We start from the raw sequence: 18,094 nt of genomic DNA, 5'->3' as shown, positions 1-18,094 counted from the left end.
AATCTCCCTCTTGGAATTGAGTGGTGGTTAGCTCCATTTGAACAGCTTGATGGCTGCAAAGGAGCCGGATGCTGCCCAGAGGATCAAGAAGATCAGTCCAGCGATGCTGAACTGGCCATGGATGAGGGCATCGCGCATGGCATCGCCCAGCGCTGCCGAAGGCAGTGCATTCAGTGTCGGTTGTGCCCAATCTGGGGCCATGCTCAAGGGATACAGGACACCGCCGGCGCCGGCCAGCAGGATCCAGGCAAGGTTGGTGATGGCCAACGTCGCTTCAGGGCGAACGGTGCCAGCAATGAGCAGGCCCAGCGCGGTAAACGCCGCTGCACCCAAGAGCAGGAAGAGGATACCCGGGAGGATTCCCCAGGGGTTCGGATGCCAATCCAGGAACAGCAGCGCGACTGAGCAGATCAAGACGACCTGGATCAACAAGACGGACAGCACTGCGATGACTTTGCCGAAAATCAGTCCGGTTTTCCCCAATGGGGTCGTTGAGAACATGGTCAGCACGCCGTAGCGGCGGTCAAAACCTGTCCCGATTCCCTGTCCGGTGAAAGCCGTTGAAATGACGCACAGGGCGAGCACGCCGGGTACAGCTGCATCAATGCTTCGGTCGGCCACGTCATTGACGAGATCGGTGAGGGTAAGCACGAACAGCGCAATGAGCGGCATGACAACAGCGAGAATGAGTTGCTCGCCATTGCTGAGCATCTGGATGGATTCGTATCTGCCTTGGTTCAGGATTCTGCGCAGTGGCGAGGCAGCATTGGAGCGCGTGAGTGCTTGGCTCATGCTTTTTCCTCCTTGATCGCGATTTCGAGGAAAACGTCTTCGAGGCTTCGAGACTGGAGATTAAGCTCGATTGGCAAGATGCTTTCCTTCAGCCACCACTGCGTGAGCCAGTTCAAGTGTTCGGGGGAGTTGACCCCGTCGAGGCGGTACTGGCCGGAGGCGGTTTCTTCCAGACGCAATCCTGCCGGCGGTTCAGGCAGACGCAGGCCAGCTGGGGCCGAGAAAGAGACCGGGCGGGTGTCCGGGTCTTCGGCAGCGCGGGCAGTCAGCTCTGCAACGGTGCCCTGCGCCACGGTGCAGCCCTTGTCGATGATGTAGACATAGTCGCTGAGGCGTTGTGCATCGTCCATGAGATGGGTCGTCAAGATGATGGCCTTGCCAGCATCGCGAAGTTCGGCAATGAGGTCGAAAACCACCTGGCGCGACTGCGGGTCCAATCCGGCGCTTGGCTCATCGAGGAAAAGCACTTCCGGATCTCCGGCCAACGCGACTGCCAATGCGACGCGCTGTTTTTGGCCGCCGGATAGACGCCGGATCGTGCGGGTGCCGAATGACTCGAGATCAAGGCGTGTGATTAACGCATCAATGTCAATGGGCTTCTGATAGAGGGAAGCGACATGCCGCAAGAGCGGAATCGGGCGCATTGACGGAGGCAAACCGCCATCCTGGAGCATGACTCCGACGCGGGAGCGCAATTCGGGGTTGTCGCCGAAGGGATTCTGGCCCAGGAGTTCGACTGTGCCGCCTTCGGGCTGAAGCAGCCCCTGGGCACAGGCCAGAGTCGTGGACTTGCCGGCTCCGTTAGCTCCTAAAAGCGTGGTGACCTGACCGGGAAAAGCTTTTAGGGACACCGACTCCAGGACTCGCAGCATGCGATTGTCCAAGGCGGGGACTGGACCTAAATCTTTGGCCAGCTCGTTGATGACGAGGCTGGGGGATACAGAAGACACTAGAACATTCTACGACATGTCGAACTGGCTGAGTTGAGTGGTTGGTCACCAAGCCTCGAGTTCCGCTTAAGGGGGCGAGACAATGGAAGTGCAAGAGGTTTGAGGCAGGCAACGCCGTAGTCGGGCTAGCTTGCCCTTAGTAAGTCCTTCCTTACTAGACCTAGAGTAAAAATTTACGCATGATTGTGTTGTGTATTCATCAAATTCAGAATCAGCTAGTGGCTCCGCTGCCGCGACGGTTGGCGCAGTTGGGGATACCGAGGAGCGCACGCGTGACCGCGTCCTATACGCAGTATTAGAGGACGGACCGGTCAGTGCCGCCGAGCTTGGAAACAAGCTGGGCTTCACGCCTGCTGCGGTCCGCCGCCACCTGGACGCGCTCTCGAAATCGGGACTCGTCGAGGTAAAACTGGTAGCCAACCAGAAGACCGGTGCTGGACGCCCGTCTCGCCGCTACGTGCTTTCGCACCGCGGTCAGACGAAGCTGGGCAACGACTACTTGGAGATCGCTTCCGATGCATTGAAGATGCTCGGGGATGCGGCTGGCGAGGACGCGATTCGCAAGTTTGCGCGTAATCGATTCGCATACATGGAGGAGCGGTACGCCAAAGCACTGATCGGCGTTGAAGGTTTGGAAGCACGAGCCGAAGTGTTGGGCAACCTGCTCAGTGCCGATGGATTCGTCGGATACACCCGAAAAGTGGATACCAAAGTGGCATCTGCTCTGATGCATAGCGTGCAGCTATGCCAGGGGCACTGCCCGATACAAGACTTGGCACGAGAGTTTCCGGTGTTTTGCGACATGGAAACTGAAATGTTCGCCCGCTTGCTGGGCGTCGACGTTCGACGACTGTCGACACTGGCCGGCGGAGGACACGTGTGCACGACCCACATCCCTGTGGGGCGTGAAAAGGCGCCAATGCGCGCCGAGAAGAGAACTCGAATTCAGTTCACGAAGCAGGAGAGGCCGCGATGACGGATCAGATTGCACAGGAGTCTGCCGACCCGGGTGTAATTTCCGAGATTCTGGAGAAGAACCCCGAACTCCACGGAATCGGCAATTACGAGTACGGCTGGTCAGATAAGAACGACGCGGGTGCAAATGCGCGCCGTGGCGTTGACAAGGACGTAGTGGCGAATATTTCTGCCCTGAAGTCCGAGCCAGAATGGATGCTGGAGCGTCGCCAGAAGGCGCTGAAGTACTTCGATCGCAAGCCAATGCCTACTTGGGGTCCAGACCTCTCGGGTATTGATTTCGACAACATCAAGTACTTTGTGCGTTCCACCGAGAAGCAGGCAACCTCGTGGGAAGATCTTCCAGAAGACATCAAGAACACCTACGACAAACTGGGCATCCCCGAGGCTGAAAAGCAACGCCTGGTTTCCGGTGTTGCCGCCCAGTACGAGTCCGAGGTCGTCTACCACCAGCTGCGTGAGGACCTTGAAGCACAGGGCGTCATCTTCCTTGACACCGATACCGGTCTGAAGGAACACCCGGAGATCTTCCAGGAGTACTTCGGCTCGGTCATTCCAGCAGGCGACAACAAGTTCGCTTCGCTGAACACCGCCGTATGGTCCGGCGGCTCGTTCGTGTACGTCCCGAAGGGCGTCCACGTGGAAATCCCGCTGCAGGCTTACTTCCGTATCAACACGGAAAACATGGGCCAGTTCGAACGTACCCTGATCATCGCCGATGAGGGCTCATACGTGCACTACATCGAGGGTTGCACCGCGCCGATCTACCAGTCGGACTCGCTGCACTCGGCTGTTGTGGAAATCATCGTGAAGAAGAACGCCCGCGTTCGCTACACGACGATCCAGAACTGGTCCAACAACGTGTACAACCTGGTGACCAAGCGTGCTATCTGTGAAGAAGGCGCCACCATGGAATGGGTCGATGGCAACATCGGCTCAAAGGTCACCATGAAGTACCCGGCTGTCTACCTGGTGGGCGAGCACGCCAAGGGCGAGACCCTGTCCATCGCCTTCGCCGGCGAAGGCCAGCACCAGGACACCGGATCCAAGATGGTCCACATTGCACCGAACACCTCCTCGGCAATTGTTGCCAAGTCGGTAGCCCGCAATGGCGGCCGTTCGGCCTACCGTGGCCTGGTACAGGTCCAGGAAGGCGCCAAGGGCACCAAGAACTCGGTGGTCTGCGACGCATTGCTGGTTGACCAGATCTCGCGTTCGGATACCTACCCATACATCGACGTCCGCGAGGACGACGTGACCATGGGCCACGAGGCAACGGTTTCCCGCGTGTCCGAGGAACAGCTGTTCTACCTGCAGTCCCGCGGCCTGGCCGAGGACGAGGCCATGGCAATGATCGTGCGCGGTTTCGTCGAGCCAATTGCACGCGAGCTGCCGATGGAGTACGCGCTGGAACTGAACCGCCTTATTGAACTTCAGATGGAAGGATCGGTCGGCTAAGAATGTCGGAGACCACCACCCATATCCCAGAAGAGAAGGCGCGCATCGGCGCACCATCGATTCCTGGTTTCACCGAAGAGGGCGAAGACCTTTCGCCGATCAACGACAACGGCGGCTCGCCGCTGGCTGGCGCCTCCACCAAGGCGCACAGCCATGGCGGCGGCGTTGGCGTTCCGGATTCGTCGCGTGCTGGTCGACTGACCAGCACCAACGTTGATGATTTCGCCAAGCTGACCGGCCGTGAAGAGGACTGGCGCTTCACCCCGCTCAAGCGCCTCAAGGGCCTTCACACCGATGAGCTCACCGGCGCAGCTCCGAAGATCGAGCTGACCGGCAACGACATCGCCAAGCTGTCGGTTGTTGCGGCTGACGATGCCCTGAACGGCGTTGCGCACACCCCGGATGACCGCGTGTCGGCAAACGCCTGGAAGTACGCTTCCGAGACCCACGTGGTTACCATCCCGAAGAATGCCGAGGGTGCCAAGGCAACTCTGCGCATCACCGGCGAGTCGCTGGCAGCGGCAGCCCAGCACGTGATCGTTGTCGCCGAGGAGAACTCCGAAGCTACCGTCGTGCTGGATCACGTAGGTTCGGCAGTGCTGGCCCAGAACGTCGAGTTCGACGTCCAGGCCAACGCGCGCCTGACCGTGATCTCGCTGCAGGCTTGGGAAGATGACGCAGTCCACGCGTCCTCGCAGCAGGCACTTGTTGCAGCTGGCGCTTCCTTCAAGCACATCGCAGTGTCCTTCGGTGGCGACCTGGTTCGTGTGAACCCATCGGCCCGCTTCACCGGCGAACGCGCTGAGATCGAGCTCTATGGCCTGTACTTCGCTGATGCCGGCCAGCACCTGGAGCACCGTCTGTTCGTTGACCACGCTGTGGCCAACTGCAAGTCGAACGTGCTGTACAAGGGTGCATTGCAGGGCAAGGACGCGCACACCGTCTGGGTTGGCGATGTGCTGATCCAGAAGGCTGCTGTGGGCACCGACTCCTACGAAGCCAACCGCAACCTGGTTCTGACCGATGGCGCCCGCGCCGACTCGGTTCCAAACCTGGAAATCGAAACCGGCTTGATCGATGGTGCTGGCCACGCATCGACCACCGGCCGCTTCGACGACGAGCACCTCTTCTACTTGATGGCTCGCGGTATCGATGAAAAGACCGCTCGCCGCCTGGTAGTGCGCGGATTCCTGAACGAAATTGTTCAGCAGATTGGCGATGAGGCTCTGCAGGAGCGTCTGACCGAAACCATCGAAGAAGAATTGGCTGCAACTAGCAACTAGCTAGTGCCTGCTTCACCAGCTTTTTAGCCTTAGCGCTTTTTAGAAAGAAACGGAACGACGTATGTCTACTCTGGAAATCAAGGACCTGCACGTCTCGATTGACACCGAGCAGGGCGAGAAGGAAATTCTCAAGGGTGTAACCCTGACCATCAAGACCGGCGAAACCCACGCAATCATGGGCCCCAACGGCTCGGGCAAGTCGACCCTGGCATCGACCATCGCTGGCCACCCGCGCTACAACGTCACCTCCGGCTCCATCACCCTCGACGGTGAAGATGTCCTGGAGATGAGCGTTGACGAGCGTGCAAAGGCTGGACTGTTCCTGGCTATGCAGTACCCGGTAGAGGTGCCAGGCGTAACCATGACCAACTTCCTGCGTACCGCAAAAACCGCAATCGACGGCGAAGCTCCTAAGCTGCGTACCTGGACCAAGGACGTCAAGGAAGCGATGACCAAGCTGAAGATCGATGCCGACTTCGCGCAGCGCAACGTGAACGAAGGCTTCTCCGGTGGTGAGAAGAAGCGTGTCGAAATCCTGCAGCTGGAACTGTTCAAGCCTAAGTTCGCAGTGCTGGACGAGACCGACTCAGGCCTAGATGTCGACGCTCTGAAGGTTGTCTCCGAGGGCGTCAACCGCGCGCAGGCCGAGAACGAGATGGGCACCCTGCTGATCACCCACTACACCCGCATTCTGCGCTACATCAAGCCAGAGTTCGTGCACGTGTTCGTTGACGGCAAGGTAGCCGAAGAGGGCGGCCCAGAGCTGGCTGACCGTCTGGAAGAAGAAGGCTACGACCGTTACCTGAACGTCAAGGCCTAAGGGTACAGTCATGAGCGAATCGACCGAACAGAGCACGGGAGCCGCTACGACTCCTCTGGAAGACGTTGAGGAAGCGCTCAAGGACGTCATTGACCCGGAATTGGGTGTCAACATTGTCGACCTGGGCTTGCTATATGGCCTGAAGTACGCTGATGACGGTGTGCTTTTGCTGGACCTCACGTTGACCACTGCCGCCTGCCCGCTCACCGATATCATCGAAGAGCAGGTTGCCAAGGCGCTGGAGAGCGTTGTAGACGACCACCGTCTGAACTGGGTCTGGATGCCGCCTTGGGGTCCAGAACGAATCACCGATGACGGTCGCGATCAGATGCGAGCCCTGGGCTTCAACATCTAATCACGCCTGAAGAGAACAGAACCGCGTATCACCGAAAGGGTACGCGGTTTTGTTCGTTAATGCTGAGCCTCTGCTGTATTCGCCCTGAGCATCCTGCTGAAAGGGTCGAAAAATCAGAAAAACGTGCGTAAAGTTGCGTTTAATTAAATTAGGCATACCTCTAGGAGGATTGAGATGTCCAGCATGACTGGAACAGCACCAGATGCGAGTGCCCACGCAGCACGTCCGCTAGGAGAAATCGAAGAGGCGCTCAAGGACGTAATTGACCCCGAGCTGGGAGTCAATATCGTTGATTTGGGCCTGCTCTACGGGTTGCGTTTTAGCGACGACTCCGTTCTGGACATTGACCTGACATTGACAACTCCTGCGTGCCCGCTGACCGAGATTCTTGAAGCGCAGATCGATGAAGCACTGAAAGATCTCGTCGAGAATCACATTATTACTTGGGTTTGGACGCCGCCGTGGGGTCCGGGGCGCATCACCGATGATGGTCGGGATCAAATGAGAGCGCTAGGGTTCAATATCTAACTTAACAGTCATCCAAATCCAGATGAAGGGTTGATTCGAATGCAAGGGCGCTTCCGGTACCACCGGCAGCAGCCATGAGGGCTATGGCTTGCTGGCCATCCACTTGGGCCTGCTGCGACTGCCAAAACAAGCGTGTAGTCAGAATTGCACCGCTGGCACCGTATGGATGGCCCAATGCCAAGGCTCCGCCATTGAGATTCACGTTTTGCTCTGGAATTCCCAATTCATCGAGGCATGCGAGCGCCTGAACGGCAAAGGCTTCATTGAATTCAATGAGGGGAGTGCCGGATGCGGTGGCAGACGGCAAGAGACTGATCAGCTTTCGGTAAGCCGGCACTGCCGCCATTCCAAGAATCTCGGGATCGCAGGCACCGTGCGCTGAGGCCAGATATCGCAGTGCAAAGTTCGCTTTCAGCGCCCGGCGCATTTGTCCGCTGACCAAGATCACCGCGGCCGCCCCGTCATTGATCGGGCAGGAGTTTCCCGCCGTGACCGTGCCACCGGGTACGAAGGCGGGCTTGAGTGCTGCGAGCTTTCGGAGTGTCAGCCCGGACCTGGGGCAGGTGTCAGACGCGATTAGTCCGTTACTCGTGCCGATGGAAACGAGCTCATCCGCGAAGAGTCCGGCAGATTGAGCGCGCAGGGCACGTCGATGGCTGCGCAAAGCGAACTCGTCTTGACGTTCCTGGGTAATCGCCTTGGACTGGGCAATGGCGTCCGCGGCAACGCCCATGTCGGGATCTGGATCGGGAGCCGGGGTGAATCGCGCACGCGAGTATAGCCTTGGCGGATCGACAACGGATGATTGCTTTTCGACGCGCCACGGAGCCGTACTCACGGACTCCACTCCGCCTGCCACAACAACATGGGCTTCACCGCAGCGGATCATTCGGGCACCGGCTGCAATGGCGTCCAATCCACTAGCGCATTGGGCATCAATGCTCGTCGCGCCGACAGTGTTCGGCAGTACCGATGCCAACGCAGACACGCGGGCAATATTTCCTCCCGGACCAGCCGCGTTTCCGGCAAACACATGGTCGACTTGAGCAGGAGAAATTCCGGTTCGTTCCAATAGCGTATTGATCACCTGCGCAAGCAGATGATCAGCACCAACCCGGGAGAATTCTTTGCCTGCCCTGACGATCGGGGTACGTGCCGCGTCAATGATGTATGCCTTGTTCATCTGAGCCAGTCGCTCCGTTCGATGTCCAAGTCCTGGTCATTCAACGCCGCGGTATTCAATTTGCCGCTGAAGGTTTCCGGCCACGATCTCAGGTACGTAATCCGGTGAGGGATCTTGTATCGCGACAAATGTTGCCCGAGGCTGGAGAGAAGCGTGGACCGACTGCGTGGTGGCGAAACGGTGTACGCCACCATTTGGGGTTCAGGACCCGATTCATCTAGTCGTACGATGGCGTTGGGCAGTCCGACGGATTCCAGTGCTGTGCTGACTTCACCGGGGTGGATATTGTTGCCGTTGTGATTCATCATCTCGTCGTTGCGGCGAGCGAGCACGACGCGGGCTGAACCCGACGCCAGCATCGCACGATCTCCGATGCCGATCGACTTGCCGCATCGGGAAACGGACGCTTCCGAGCTGGCATCGTAGCCTTTGGCATTGAAAGGGCTATCGATATAGAGCAGGCCGAAACCGGTAGCAGAATCTTTGCCATGGATGTGTGCCCGAACTCCTGGAAACAACTGGCCTTCGAAATATGGTGATGCGGGCTGGTCGGGTTTGCGTTCGCGATAGGCGATGAGACTGTGTTCGCTGCTTCCGAAGTATTCAACGCAACGTGCCATAGGGGCGATCTCATGAAGCAATTGCACTGTTTCCTGGTGCAGCGCCTCGCCGCCACTGACAACTACTAGCAGGTTGGACAGCGTGGTCGGTTCGGCCAGCTCAAGCACCCTCCTGAGAATTGTCGGGACACTGACGATGCGGGTGCAACTGGACTGAGAGAGCAACGACCTCACGCCGTTCAGATCCCATTTTCCGGTAGCCAAGAATGTGCCGCCAGAATGAACGGATTCGACCATCGCGTACAGTCCCAGGCCATGGGATATTGGACTCGGGCAGAGCGTGGCCTGATCGAGCGAAGCGCCCAGGATTCGGGAACCTGCACTCAAGGATTCTTCCCAGGAGCCAACCGTCCGGACTACCGGTTTGGGCCGCGATGAGCTTCCCGAAGTGCATATGACTAGCAAGTCTCGGGAACCGGATAAGTTTGCCGCGGACGCGACGTAGTCGTCGTCCGCCGGCGACTCTGGAAATGCCGTGAGCCTTGATACCCCGGGCAATGTCGTCAAATTGGGAGATTCAATCATGTACTTGCAGTGAAGGCTCGCTGCCATCGTGCTTGCCAAATTCTCGGGCCAAGCGGGGTCAATGACAACCAACGTTTTGCCACTGGCCGCAATGGCGTAGAAGGCGATGGCCATTTCTATTGGGTCGCTGGTACGCGCACCAATGCGAGTGCTCTGCAATGAATCCAGCTGCCGGGCGATAGCGCTGCTTCTCCTCTTTAGCTGCCCGTAGGTCAGCTGTCTTCCAGGAGTCAGCACGGCAAGGCGATCCGGTTGTTGGTCGGCCCACCTCGCCAGCGACTGCCACAGTTCCACGGAACTAGCCCATCAACCCGCGGTAGCTGCGATGCACGGTCAATGCCACCAATGTCGTCACGACAGCCTTGAAGACGTCCCCTGGCAGGAAGCCGAGCGAGCCCAGCAGCGAAGTTCCCAGACCAAGCCCGGTAGTAGCCGCGGTCCACGGAACTCCGAACAAGTAGATGACAACGACGCCCCCGAGGAGCACCGAGATCAGTCCGGACACGAATCGGACACCCTTATTTTCATTGCGCAGGACCCAGTATTTGAAGAGTGCTCCGATAACGAGGGAGCCGAAAATCCAGCCAACGAGGTAACCTCCGGTCGGCCCGAAGAGGACGCCGAGCCCTCCGCGTCCACCTGATAACAGGGGCAATCCTGCCAATGACAGGACAACCACCACAAGTGAGGCCAATGCTCCGCGCCACGGCCCAAGCAACGCACCGGCCAGCATGACACCGAGAGTTTGCAGGGTAATCGGCACAGGGATGATTCCCAGCGTTATGGGCGGGAGGAGCCCCATAGCGGCGATCATTGCGGCAAAGACCGCTACATAGACAGTGTTGCGCGTCTGCGATGTTGAGTCGGTTTTCGTTGGCATAAGAATTCCTTGTCAGTGCGAGTGAGGTTGAAGGACAAATGGACTAGCGTCGGTATGGAGCTGAATCGTAGCCGCGGGCATCGAGCGCCTCAGCTGTTTCGTCTGCGATTTTTAGTGACCTGATCACTAGCGGAACGCTCACGGCCAACGGGTTGTTGCCCAGGCCACGAGCATGCTGTGCCTCGCGAACTTCCAGATATACCTTTTTCAGTTCCGGAATGAAGCGAATAGTCATGGATAAACCCAAGGCGATTTGCGCAGGATTCGCCCCGATGAAACGTAGGGGAGATGCAACCTGCTGGAACAGTTCCAGCATGGCGTCGAAGCTTGTGGTCAGGCTGACAGAATACGCAAACAAGCACATGGTCAGGAGCCGCAGAACCGAAACTATGGCATTGCCCCAATCGGTTTGCAATCCCAGGAGAACAAACACCACGCTGAGGATCATGGCCAACGACATCAATGGCATGCGCAGTTGCTTGAACCCAACCTTGGCCGACAACAGCAGGACAATGCTCAGTATGAATGACAGCAACAAGAGTTGCCACGAGTCAATCAAATAAAGGCTGATGCTCAGTACCAATAGGGCTCCGAATTTCCACCCGGGTTTTATGCGAGCTAGGTACGATGAATTTTTGGAAGCGATCATGCGTGGCTCCATTGGCGGTAATTCGCGATCGCTTCATCAGGTCGACCATCGAATGCGATTCGGCCATCGGTGACAACGAGGACTCTGTCGAAATCCTCGAGGATTTCCAAATCGTGCGTCACCACTATCGCGCGTTGCTCCAATTTCGCGATCTCACGTTGGAAGGCAAGGCGGTTGCGCAGATCCAGCATCGTGGTGGGTTCATCGAACACAATGGTTCGAGGCTGCATGGCCAAGACGGAAGCGAGCGCAACCATTTGCTGCTCACCGCCCGAAAGCGTGTGGCTTTCACGGTCCGCAAGATGAGAGATGTTCAGCTCTGCCAGAGTCTCGTGTACACGCTTCTGCCTTTCGGCTTTTGGAAGCTGCAGATTCTTCAGGCCGAATGCGATGTCCTCTGAAACCAGAGGCATGATGATTTGATTTGCCGGATTCTGAAAGACGAAACCCACATCGCGACGTATTTGCTTTGCATGCTTTTGCGTATCCCGGTCGCCAACAAACACGGCTCCTTGCGTGGGCAGTACAAGTCCATTGATGAGCCGCGACAGCGTACTCTTTCCAGCGCCGTTTGCCCCGATAATTCCAATGCGTTGCTCGTTGAGCGTAAGGCTGACATCTTTGAGCACGTCGCGCTCTTCAAAGCTGACCGTGACGTTTTCGAATCGTATTGGCGGTAGTTCCACGAATGCTCCAGCGCGAGGATCATAGCTTGAACATCTGATTCGTTGAATGGGCAGTAGTTCATGCTTGCGTTATCGATGACCGGAGTGCCATCGATAACGAGCATACTTGATCACCGTTCAATTGTCTTGATCAGTGTTCAATATATTTCCTATGCGACGAAGAATTGCTCGTAGATCAGGCCTGCGGAAAGGAGGATCATGATGATTCCGGAACACAGTGTTACCACGCGGGCCGCCATCGGCCGTGAGCGGAGCAGTGCGCTCGCGGCCAATGCGACGAGGAAGTAGACGGGGATTGAAACCGAGAAATGCGTCAGTCCAAGCAGGCCTGTTTGCAAGGACAGCGGAAGCGGCTGGGACGAATCCAAGTACTGGGGTATGAGGGCCACATACAGCAATAGGGCCTTGGGATTGGTGCCACTGGTGAGCAGGCCTTTAATGAATTGGCTGCGAGGCGACCGTTGTTCAACTTTATCGAGCAGGGCCACAGACCCCTTGGACGGTTGAGGCAAGGATTGAGAAGAATTTCCGGTCAGCGCTTCAGGTTCTGGGAGTGAAGCCGCATCAGGATTAAAGAATCTCGCGGTCTTGCAAGAACGCAGAGTCGCGACTCCCAGCCACAGCAAATAGAGCGATCCGGCCGCGGTCAGCCACAAGAGAATGGATGGGGAACTCGCTACCAAGGCAGCAATTCCACACACCAAGAGGGCTGTATGAACCAAGTAACCTGCGAGTAATCCCCATACGGCTGGGCGAAAGCCCGCTTTACCAAGTGCCGAGGAAATGATGTATGCCCAGTCTGCGCCGGGCGTGCAGGCCAAGGTAACTGATACCAGGAGGAATCCGGCGAACTGTGCGAGGTCCAATGCTTCTCCAAAAATCCATATTTCAGTGATGTGGCAACCTTAGGCAAAAATTTGTGAAATGTGCTTGCTGAATTTCTGGGGATATCCGTCCGCAAAGCAAGAAAAATAGTACCTGAATGAGTTCTGCGCAAATTATTTGTGCAGTATTCTGAATTCATGGATGATTTAGATCGAGCGATTTTGGCCGAACTGCAGAACGACGGGCGCATGAGCGCGACTGCCGTAGCGGCGAAAGTCGGACTTTCTGTGGCTCCCTGCCATCGACGGATCAGAGAACTTGAACGCACGGGGGTGATCAGCGGATACCAGGCGGTAATTGACCCCGAGCTCATAGGTCTGGGGTTCGAAGCTCTGGTTTTCGTCACCTTGAAAGACCGAGCGCAGCTGAAGCACTTTGAATCAGCCGTAGAGCGTGAGGAGCTAATAGTTGATGCTCAACGCCTTTTCGGCGAACCAGATTTCTTGCTACGTGTCTTCGCCACTGACCTGCCGCATTACCAGCGGGTATACGACGAGGTGCTTGTGGAGTTGCCTGGGGTGGAAAAGCTGACAAGCACCATCGTCATGCGGAATATCAAGGAGCGAGCCATGCTGCCGGTTTAAGAGTTCTTGTCCGCCGGCTTGCCAATGCGAGTTACCGCAGGCGTCAACAGCAGAGAAGTAATGAGCACAATCGCGCAGATCCATAGTGCCTGAGGCAGCTTCAGCGTATCGACGACGAAGCCGATAAAAGGCGGCCCACCTAGCATCGCGCCATAGCCAAAGGCGCTCACGATGCTCACAGCCTTGGGTCCAAGCCGTTCACCGCGGGAAGCGGCAATGCTCATTCCAAGGGGGAATCCCAGTGAACTGCCCAAGCCCCACATCATTGAGCCGAGGCCCACGAGGTACGGGTTTGTTCCGGTGATGAACAGGGCAACACCGAGCAGGCCGATAAGTCCCATGATGAGGAGAGTGTTCTTCGTACCGAGCCGGTCCACTAGTCGACCACCGACAAAGCGTCCCAGCGTCATTGCGGCGACGAATAGGGTGAACATGAGCGCACCGATTCCATGTTCGAAGCCGTGTCCGTCAACTGAAGTTACGGCGATCCAATCATTGGCCGCACCTTCTGTGAAGCTCAGTCCGGCAACCATTACACCCAGTAATAGCAATAGCCAGTTCTTCCTGGTGGCCTGCGCCGGACCTTGGCGGGCATCTTGGTTGCTAGGAACGAAGTTCTCGTTTTCCCAGCAGGTGACGCCCCTATGGGCAATGTAGGCGAGAATGGCAATGAGTACTGAAACTAGGGAAAAGTGCCAGACGCTAGGAATGTGCATCGAGATGGTTGCAGTTGCCAGACCGGCACCTAGTAGTGTTCCCAAGCTGAAGAAGCCGTGAAGGGAAGGCATGATGCTACGCCCCACTCGTCGCTCTACCTGCGCTCCGCTGACATTCATCATGATGTCCAGGCAGCCAAAGGTGATCCCGTATAAGAAGAGTGCAATGTAGGCAAGCGAGGCATTCGCCGTTATGGAGATAGCTATGCCGAGCATGACTAGGCATGCTGCGAGTCCAATGGGTAGGCAGCACAATAATCGTCGCGTCGGTACAAATTTGCTGATAGTTGGAATGAGAGAGATGCCGAGCAGCGTGCCGACGGTGCTGCAGATCAAGAACGACCCAAGGCTTAGGCCAGAGAAGTCGAAAACGGTATCGATGATCGATAGGCGGCCCGCCCAAGTCGCAAAAGATAATCCTGCAAGAAGGAATATTAGGTTGATGCTGGTACGTTCCGTGATTCGCTGTCGCGCGAGGTGGGCGACCAGTTGGACCATCAGAGACTATCCCTTTCGATATCTACAATTCCTAGAGTTTATCTCAAAATAGCGGGATAAGTTACTGTTCAGTCCGGATTCCGTTTGATTATGCGCCGTTGCACCGCTGGTGGTCATGAGATTCACAGAATCGAGGGCCAGCACAGGGCAAAGGAATTGGTTCTCGGGAAGCAATCTGCGCCAGGTGCATGGGGACGGAGCGTATAGCCATGGTGACTTTGCTCACCAGCAAGTAGGCTCTAGGTAAATAATCGTTCACTACATACCATCCGAGGTGGCAATAATCCGATGGGGTCAGAATTTGGCAGTGTACTGATAATCGGTGCGGGGCTGGCTGGATTGGTGGTTGCAGCCGAAGCACTTGATGCCGGTCTAAAAGTCCGGATCCTAGATCAGGAAAACTCGGCGAATCTTGGCGGCCAGGCCTACTGGTCTTTCGGTGGATTGTTTTTGGTTGACACCCCGGAACAACGTCGTTTAGGTGTCCGAGATTCATTTGATCTTGCGTGGTCGGATTGGCAACATAGCGCTCAATTCGACCGCCTGGGAAATGAGGATGTGTGGGCGCATCGGTGGGCGAAAGCTTTTGTCGAGTTCGCGGCCACTGAAAAGCGATCTTGGATCAAGCGAAAAGGTATTGATCTGACACCAGTAGTGGGCTGGGCTGAGCGCGGCGACGGTCGTGCCGAGGGCCATGGGAATTCGGTACCGCGATTTCACATCGCGTGGGGAACCGGGACTGGCGTATCAGAACCATTCGCCGACAGGATGCGCGAAGGACTGCGCATGGGGCAAGTTCAATTGCTCAATCGCCATCGAGTCACCGAGCTGGTGACTACTGGCCGCTCGGTCACCGGTGTTCGTGGCGAGGTCCTGTCGCCAGATGACGCTCCGCGGGGACAGGGTTCCACCAGAACCGTCCTGGGCCAATTCGAATTTTCGGCTGAGGCAGTGGTCGTTGCGACTGGTGGAATTGGTGGGAACCACGACCTGGTGCGAAAATTCTGGCCCACTAGGCTTGGCGATGCACCAGAACACATGATCACCGGGGTTCCGGAATACGTTGATGGAAGCGGCATCGAGCTAGCGCAGGCATCTGGTGCACGTTGGGCCAATCGGGATCGAATGTGGCATTACACCGAGGGAATTCAGAATTGGAACTCGATTTGGCCGTCACACGGAATACGAATCCTGCCTGGTCCCAGTTCCATGTGGTTCGACGCAGAGGGAAACCGGCTCAAAGCGCCATGTCTTCCGGGGCATGACACCCTGGGCACGCTGAAGTATCTTCGAACGGATCCAATTGCGCGAAAGTACGACTACTCATGGTTCGTGCTGAACCAGCGAATAGTCGAGAAAGAATTCGCTCTGTCCGGCTCGGAACAGAATCCGGACCTGACTAATCGGGACAAGGCCGGGGTTGTGAAAGACCGGATCTTCGGCAAAGGGGCGCCGGCGCCGGTTCGAGACTTCTTGGACAAAGGCGCTGACTTCGTTTCGGCTACTACCGTGGAAGAACTTGCTACGAAGATGAATTCCATAGCGCCAGAAGCATTTGTTGAGCCGGAGCGTCTCCGCCAGCATTTGCTTGTTCGGGATTCACAAATTGAGAACTCATTCAGCAAGGATCAGCAAATTCAGTCGATCCGCAATGCGCGCAAGTACATTGGCGACCGTCTCACCCGGGCGGTAGCTCCTCACAGGATTCTTGATCCTGCTGCCGGGCCGTTAATTGCAGTGAAGTTGCATATTCTGACGCGAAAATCCCTAGGGGGATTGCAGACGGACCTTTCCGGAAGGGTTCTCAAGGAAGATGGAAGCCTTTTTGACGGACTCTATGCAGCCGGTGAAGCCTCTGGGTTCGGTGGGGGTGGGATGCATGGATATAACGCGCTCGAGGGCACTTTTTTGGGAGGGTGTTTGTTCAGTGGACGTCAAGTAGGTCGAGCCCTGGTAGGAGCGCTGCAATAAGGAATGGAAACTGTGGTCAAACTATGGTCAAAAACCTGTTTCCGAGTAAACAAAAAGAAACCGCAGTTCACTTGTTTGACCAAGTGAACGGCGGTTTCTTGTCCGTGCCCCCGGCGCGACTCGAACGCGCGACCTAGAGATTAGAAGGCTCTTGCTCTATCCAGCTGAGCTACGGAGGCATAACCGAAAATAGTTTAGCTCATTGTTCCCCAAAAATACGACTTGAGGCCGTTAGGCTGGTGAGATGTACGCGCATCATCATCTGATCTGGGGTAGTTAAGTTGCCGAAATTGAGAATCGGTGGCATTTTGAGCATAGTTTGCTTCTGTGTACTCAGCATGGCGCTGGCCTGGGCGGTTGCACTTCCACTTTGGCGAGGAGATGGCATTAACGATGCCAGGTTGCCGGGCATCGCCACGGCCATGATGTTTACCCCGACAGTAGCTGCTCTAATGATCGCAATTGCAGAGCGACGGGTGAAGAGCTTCCCCGCGGATGTCGGGCTGTGGCCTATCAAGCGACCTGGAAAGTTCCTAATTGCTCTGGTGCTGTCTTACATGATTCCGCTAGCTCTCATTCTCCAGGCGCCGCTCGTCGGAACGTGGCTAGGCGTATTCCCCGGGGATCTGGAGAGCTTTACAGTTCTGCACTTCGTTTCCGGCGAGGCCGGACCAGCCAAGTACCTCCTAGGGCAAGCCGGGGTGATAGTTATCGCCAGTCTCTTCAACACGCTGTTCGCCTTAGGCGAGGAGATCGGGTGGCGTGGTTGGCTTTGGGTTCGGTTGCAATCGTACGGACAGCTCCCTGCCATCTTGATATCCGGCGCTATCTGGGGCGCTTGGCATGCGCCACTGGTTCTGTTGGGGTACAACTATCCGATGGCGACGGGGCCATGGGGTGTCCTGGCCATGTGCGGCATGTGCATCGTATTTGGTGCATTCCTTGGTTGGTTGCGAACTTACAGCGATTCCGTGTGGCCAACGGCCTTAGCACACGGCGCATTCAATGCGAGCGCCGGACTCGTCTCGCTATTCATGGTGCTGGGAGTACCACTGGATGCAACAAAGGGATCTATTTTAGGGTGGTCCGGCTGGATACTCCCAGGTCTGGTCATAGCAGTAATGATTCCGTTCGGGGCTTTCAAGCAGCAAAGAACAAAGAACTTATCCCCACTCCGCTGATTCCAATACCATCGTCACTTTTAGTGGGCCACCATCAGATTCAATGGCAGAAAAAGTTTCTGGCATTCGGGTCAAGAAGGAGACAGGTTCATGAGTGACCTTGTGACAATCCGAGGCATTGTTGGAACGGAGCCTCAACTCAGCATTACGCCGAAGGGCGTTTCAATCCTGAAATTCCGCGTAGCTACACATGAGCGTAAACGCGACCTTGAAACCGGGCAGTGGGCTGATGGGCCGACCAATTGGTATGCCGTCTCGGCCTTCCGCACGCTGGGGGAGAACTCCATGGAATCGTTGGCGCAAGGCGACCACGTTATGATTTTTGGAAAACTGCAGATCCGGGACTTTGAACGCGCCGATGGAACTCGCGGAATCAGCGCAGACATCGAAGCGTATTCAATTGGTCACGATCTTCGTTTCGGGACCAGCTCATTCAGCCGAGTGCGGGCAGACACTGGCGAAATCGATCGAGTTCAGCATCCATCACGCTCGGCGGACACCGAAGGAAGCTGGCAAAACGATGATGGGGAAGCGGCCTAAACAAGCACGCTTTGG

At 56.6% G+C, this 18,094-nt stretch carries 19 protein-coding genes and 1 tRNA gene; 10 read left to right on the top strand and 10 right to left on the bottom strand.

Translation table 11 applies throughout. From position 1 onward, the window contains the following. Positions 1 to 27: 27 nt before the first annotated feature. Positions 28 to 792, bottom strand: coding sequence for an ABC transporter permease (locus tag ACR9WD_RS09450; RefSeq protein ID WP_434921992.1), 765 nt, complete (start codon positions 790 to 792; stop codon positions 28 to 30). Beyond that, positions 789 to 1,742: an ABC transporter ATP-binding protein gene (locus ACR9WD_RS09445; RefSeq protein WP_149597013.1), complete on the bottom strand. Its 954-nt coding sequence runs from the start codon at positions 1,740 to 1,742 to the stop codon at positions 789 to 791. The genes ACR9WD_RS09450 and ACR9WD_RS09445 overlap by 4 nt, the downstream gene beginning before the upstream one ends. Before the next feature lie 190 nt (positions 1,743 to 1,932). Here ACR9WD_RS09445 and ACR9WD_RS09440 point away from each other — a divergent pair, with 190 nt between their 5' ends. The 6 genes from ACR9WD_RS09440 to ACR9WD_RS09415 all read left to right on the top strand — a co-directional run bounded on the left by ACR9WD_RS09440 (position 1,933) and on the right by ACR9WD_RS09415 (position 7,161). Then, a complete protein-coding gene (locus tag ACR9WD_RS09440) occupies positions 1,933 to 2,718 on the top strand; it encodes a helix-turn-helix transcriptional regulator (protein WP_434921991.1) in 786 nt (261 codons plus the stop codon). Then, positions 2,715 to 4,175 (top strand): Fe-S cluster assembly protein SufB, encoded by a 1,461-nt coding sequence (gene sufB / locus ACR9WD_RS09435; RefSeq protein ID WP_038990787.1) that lies wholly within the window; start codon positions 2,715 to 2,717, stop codon positions 4,173 to 4,175. The genes ACR9WD_RS09440 and sufB overlap by 4 nt, the downstream gene beginning before the upstream one ends. A gap of 2 nt (positions 4,176 to 4,177) precedes the next feature. After that, positions 4,178 to 5,458 (top strand): Fe-S cluster assembly protein SufD, encoded by a 1,281-nt coding sequence (sufD, locus tag ACR9WD_RS09430; RefSeq protein WP_083515452.1) that lies wholly within the window; start codon positions 4,178 to 4,180, stop codon positions 5,456 to 5,458. 61 nt (positions 5,459 to 5,519) lie between these two features. Next, on the top strand, positions 5,520 to 6,278 hold the full coding sequence (gene sufC, locus ACR9WD_RS09425) for a Fe-S cluster assembly ATPase SufC (protein ID WP_038990788.1): 759 nt from the start codon (positions 5,520 to 5,522) through the stop codon (positions 6,276 to 6,278). Between the two features lie 10 nt (positions 6,279 to 6,288). Then, on the top strand, positions 6,289 to 6,633 hold the full coding sequence (locus tag ACR9WD_RS09420; RefSeq protein ID WP_038990789.1) for a metal-sulfur cluster assembly factor: 345 nt from the start codon (positions 6,289 to 6,291) through the stop codon (positions 6,631 to 6,633). A gap of 183 nt (positions 6,634 to 6,816) precedes the next feature. Then, positions 6,817 to 7,161: a metal-sulfur cluster assembly factor gene (locus ACR9WD_RS09415; RefSeq protein WP_434923205.1), complete on the top strand. Its 345-nt coding sequence runs from the start codon at positions 6,817 to 6,819 to the stop codon at positions 7,159 to 7,161. 1 nt (position 7,162) lies between these two features. Here ACR9WD_RS09415 and ACR9WD_RS09410 read toward each other — a convergent pair whose 3' ends face one another. From ACR9WD_RS09410 to ACR9WD_RS09385, 6 genes are all read right to left on the bottom strand, one after another. Further along, entirely contained in the window at positions 7,163 to 8,344 is a 1,182-nt protein-coding gene (locus ACR9WD_RS09410; RefSeq protein ID WP_434921990.1) for a thiolase family protein, read from the bottom strand. Continuing rightward, positions 8,341 to 9,783, bottom strand: a complete 1,443-nt coding sequence (locus tag ACR9WD_RS09405; RefSeq protein ID WP_434921989.1) for a class I adenylate-forming enzyme family protein — start codon at positions 9,781 to 9,783, stop codon at positions 8,341 to 8,343. Before ACR9WD_RS09405 ends, ACR9WD_RS09410 begins: the two co-directional genes overlap by 4 nt. A 4-nt stretch (positions 9,784 to 9,787) precedes the next feature. Further along, positions 9,788 to 10,369, bottom strand: coding sequence for a biotin transporter BioY (locus tag ACR9WD_RS09400; RefSeq protein WP_038990792.1), 582 nt, complete (start codon positions 10,367 to 10,369; stop codon positions 9,788 to 9,790). 43 nt (positions 10,370 to 10,412) lie between these two features. After that, positions 10,413 to 11,018, bottom strand: coding sequence for an energy-coupling factor transporter transmembrane component T family protein (locus ACR9WD_RS09395; RefSeq protein WP_038990793.1), 606 nt, complete (start codon positions 11,016 to 11,018; stop codon positions 10,413 to 10,415). After that, positions 11,015 to 11,704 carry an energy-coupling factor ABC transporter ATP-binding protein gene (locus ACR9WD_RS09390; protein WP_038990794.1) on the bottom strand — a complete coding sequence of 230 codons (690 nt, stop codon included), beginning with the start codon at positions 11,702 to 11,704 and terminating at the stop codon, positions 11,015 to 11,017. The genes ACR9WD_RS09395 and ACR9WD_RS09390 overlap by 4 nt, the downstream gene beginning before the upstream one ends. A 149-nt stretch (positions 11,705 to 11,853) precedes the next feature. Continuing rightward, the gene (locus ACR9WD_RS09385) at positions 11,854 to 12,570 is read right to left on the bottom strand and encodes a LysE family translocator (protein ID WP_073706111.1); all 717 of its coding nucleotides are present in this window, start codon (positions 12,568 to 12,570) and stop codon (positions 11,854 to 11,856) included. 156 nt (positions 12,571 to 12,726) lie between these two features. On the opposite strand from ACR9WD_RS09385, the gene ACR9WD_RS09380 reads away from it, so the two are divergent. Further along, positions 12,727 to 13,173: an Lrp/AsnC family transcriptional regulator gene (locus ACR9WD_RS09380; protein WP_038990796.1), complete on the top strand. Its 447-nt coding sequence runs from the start codon at positions 12,727 to 12,729 to the stop codon at positions 13,171 to 13,173. Here the strand turns inward: ACR9WD_RS09380 and ACR9WD_RS09375 are convergent. Then, positions 13,170 to 14,387 (bottom strand): MFS transporter, encoded by a 1,218-nt coding sequence (locus ACR9WD_RS09375; protein WP_434921988.1) that lies wholly within the window; start codon positions 14,385 to 14,387, stop codon positions 13,170 to 13,172. The two genes, ACR9WD_RS09380 and ACR9WD_RS09375, sit on opposite strands and share 4 nt — an antisense overlap. A 288-nt stretch (positions 14,388 to 14,675) precedes the next feature. Here ACR9WD_RS09375 and ACR9WD_RS09370 point away from each other — a divergent pair, with 288 nt between their 5' ends. Next, entirely contained in the window at positions 14,676 to 16,358 is a 1,683-nt protein-coding gene (locus tag ACR9WD_RS09370) for an FAD-binding dehydrogenase (protein ID WP_434921987.1), read from the top strand. Positions 16,359 to 16,463: 105 nt separating this feature from the next. Here ACR9WD_RS09370 and ACR9WD_RS09365 read toward each other — a convergent pair. Then, a tRNA-Arg gene (locus ACR9WD_RS09365) sits at positions 16,464 to 16,537 on the bottom strand. 159 nt (positions 16,538 to 16,696) lie between these two features. On the opposite strand from ACR9WD_RS09365, the gene ACR9WD_RS09360 reads away from it, so the two are divergent. Together ACR9WD_RS09360 and ACR9WD_RS09355 are read left to right on the top strand one after the other, a co-directional pair. Beyond that, the gene (locus ACR9WD_RS09360) at positions 16,697 to 17,539 is read left to right on the top strand and encodes a CPBP family intramembrane glutamic endopeptidase (protein ID WP_434921986.1); all 843 of its coding nucleotides are present in this window, start codon (positions 16,697 to 16,699) and stop codon (positions 17,537 to 17,539) included. A gap of 90 nt (positions 17,540 to 17,629) precedes the next feature. Next, on the top strand, positions 17,630 to 18,079 hold the full coding sequence (locus tag ACR9WD_RS09355) for a single-stranded DNA-binding protein (protein ID WP_066138692.1): 450 nt from the start codon (positions 17,630 to 17,632) through the stop codon (positions 18,077 to 18,079). Positions 18,080 to 18,094 lie beyond the last annotated feature (15 nt).

This window comes from Glutamicibacter sp. PAEs-4 (assembly GCF_051161755.1).
Lineage (GTDB): Bacteria > Actinomycetota > Actinomycetes > Actinomycetales > Micrococcaceae > Glutamicibacter > Glutamicibacter nicotianae.
The sequence above is the reverse complement of the archived record's forward strand: the minus strand, read 5'-3'. Positions and strand labels throughout refer to the sequence as shown.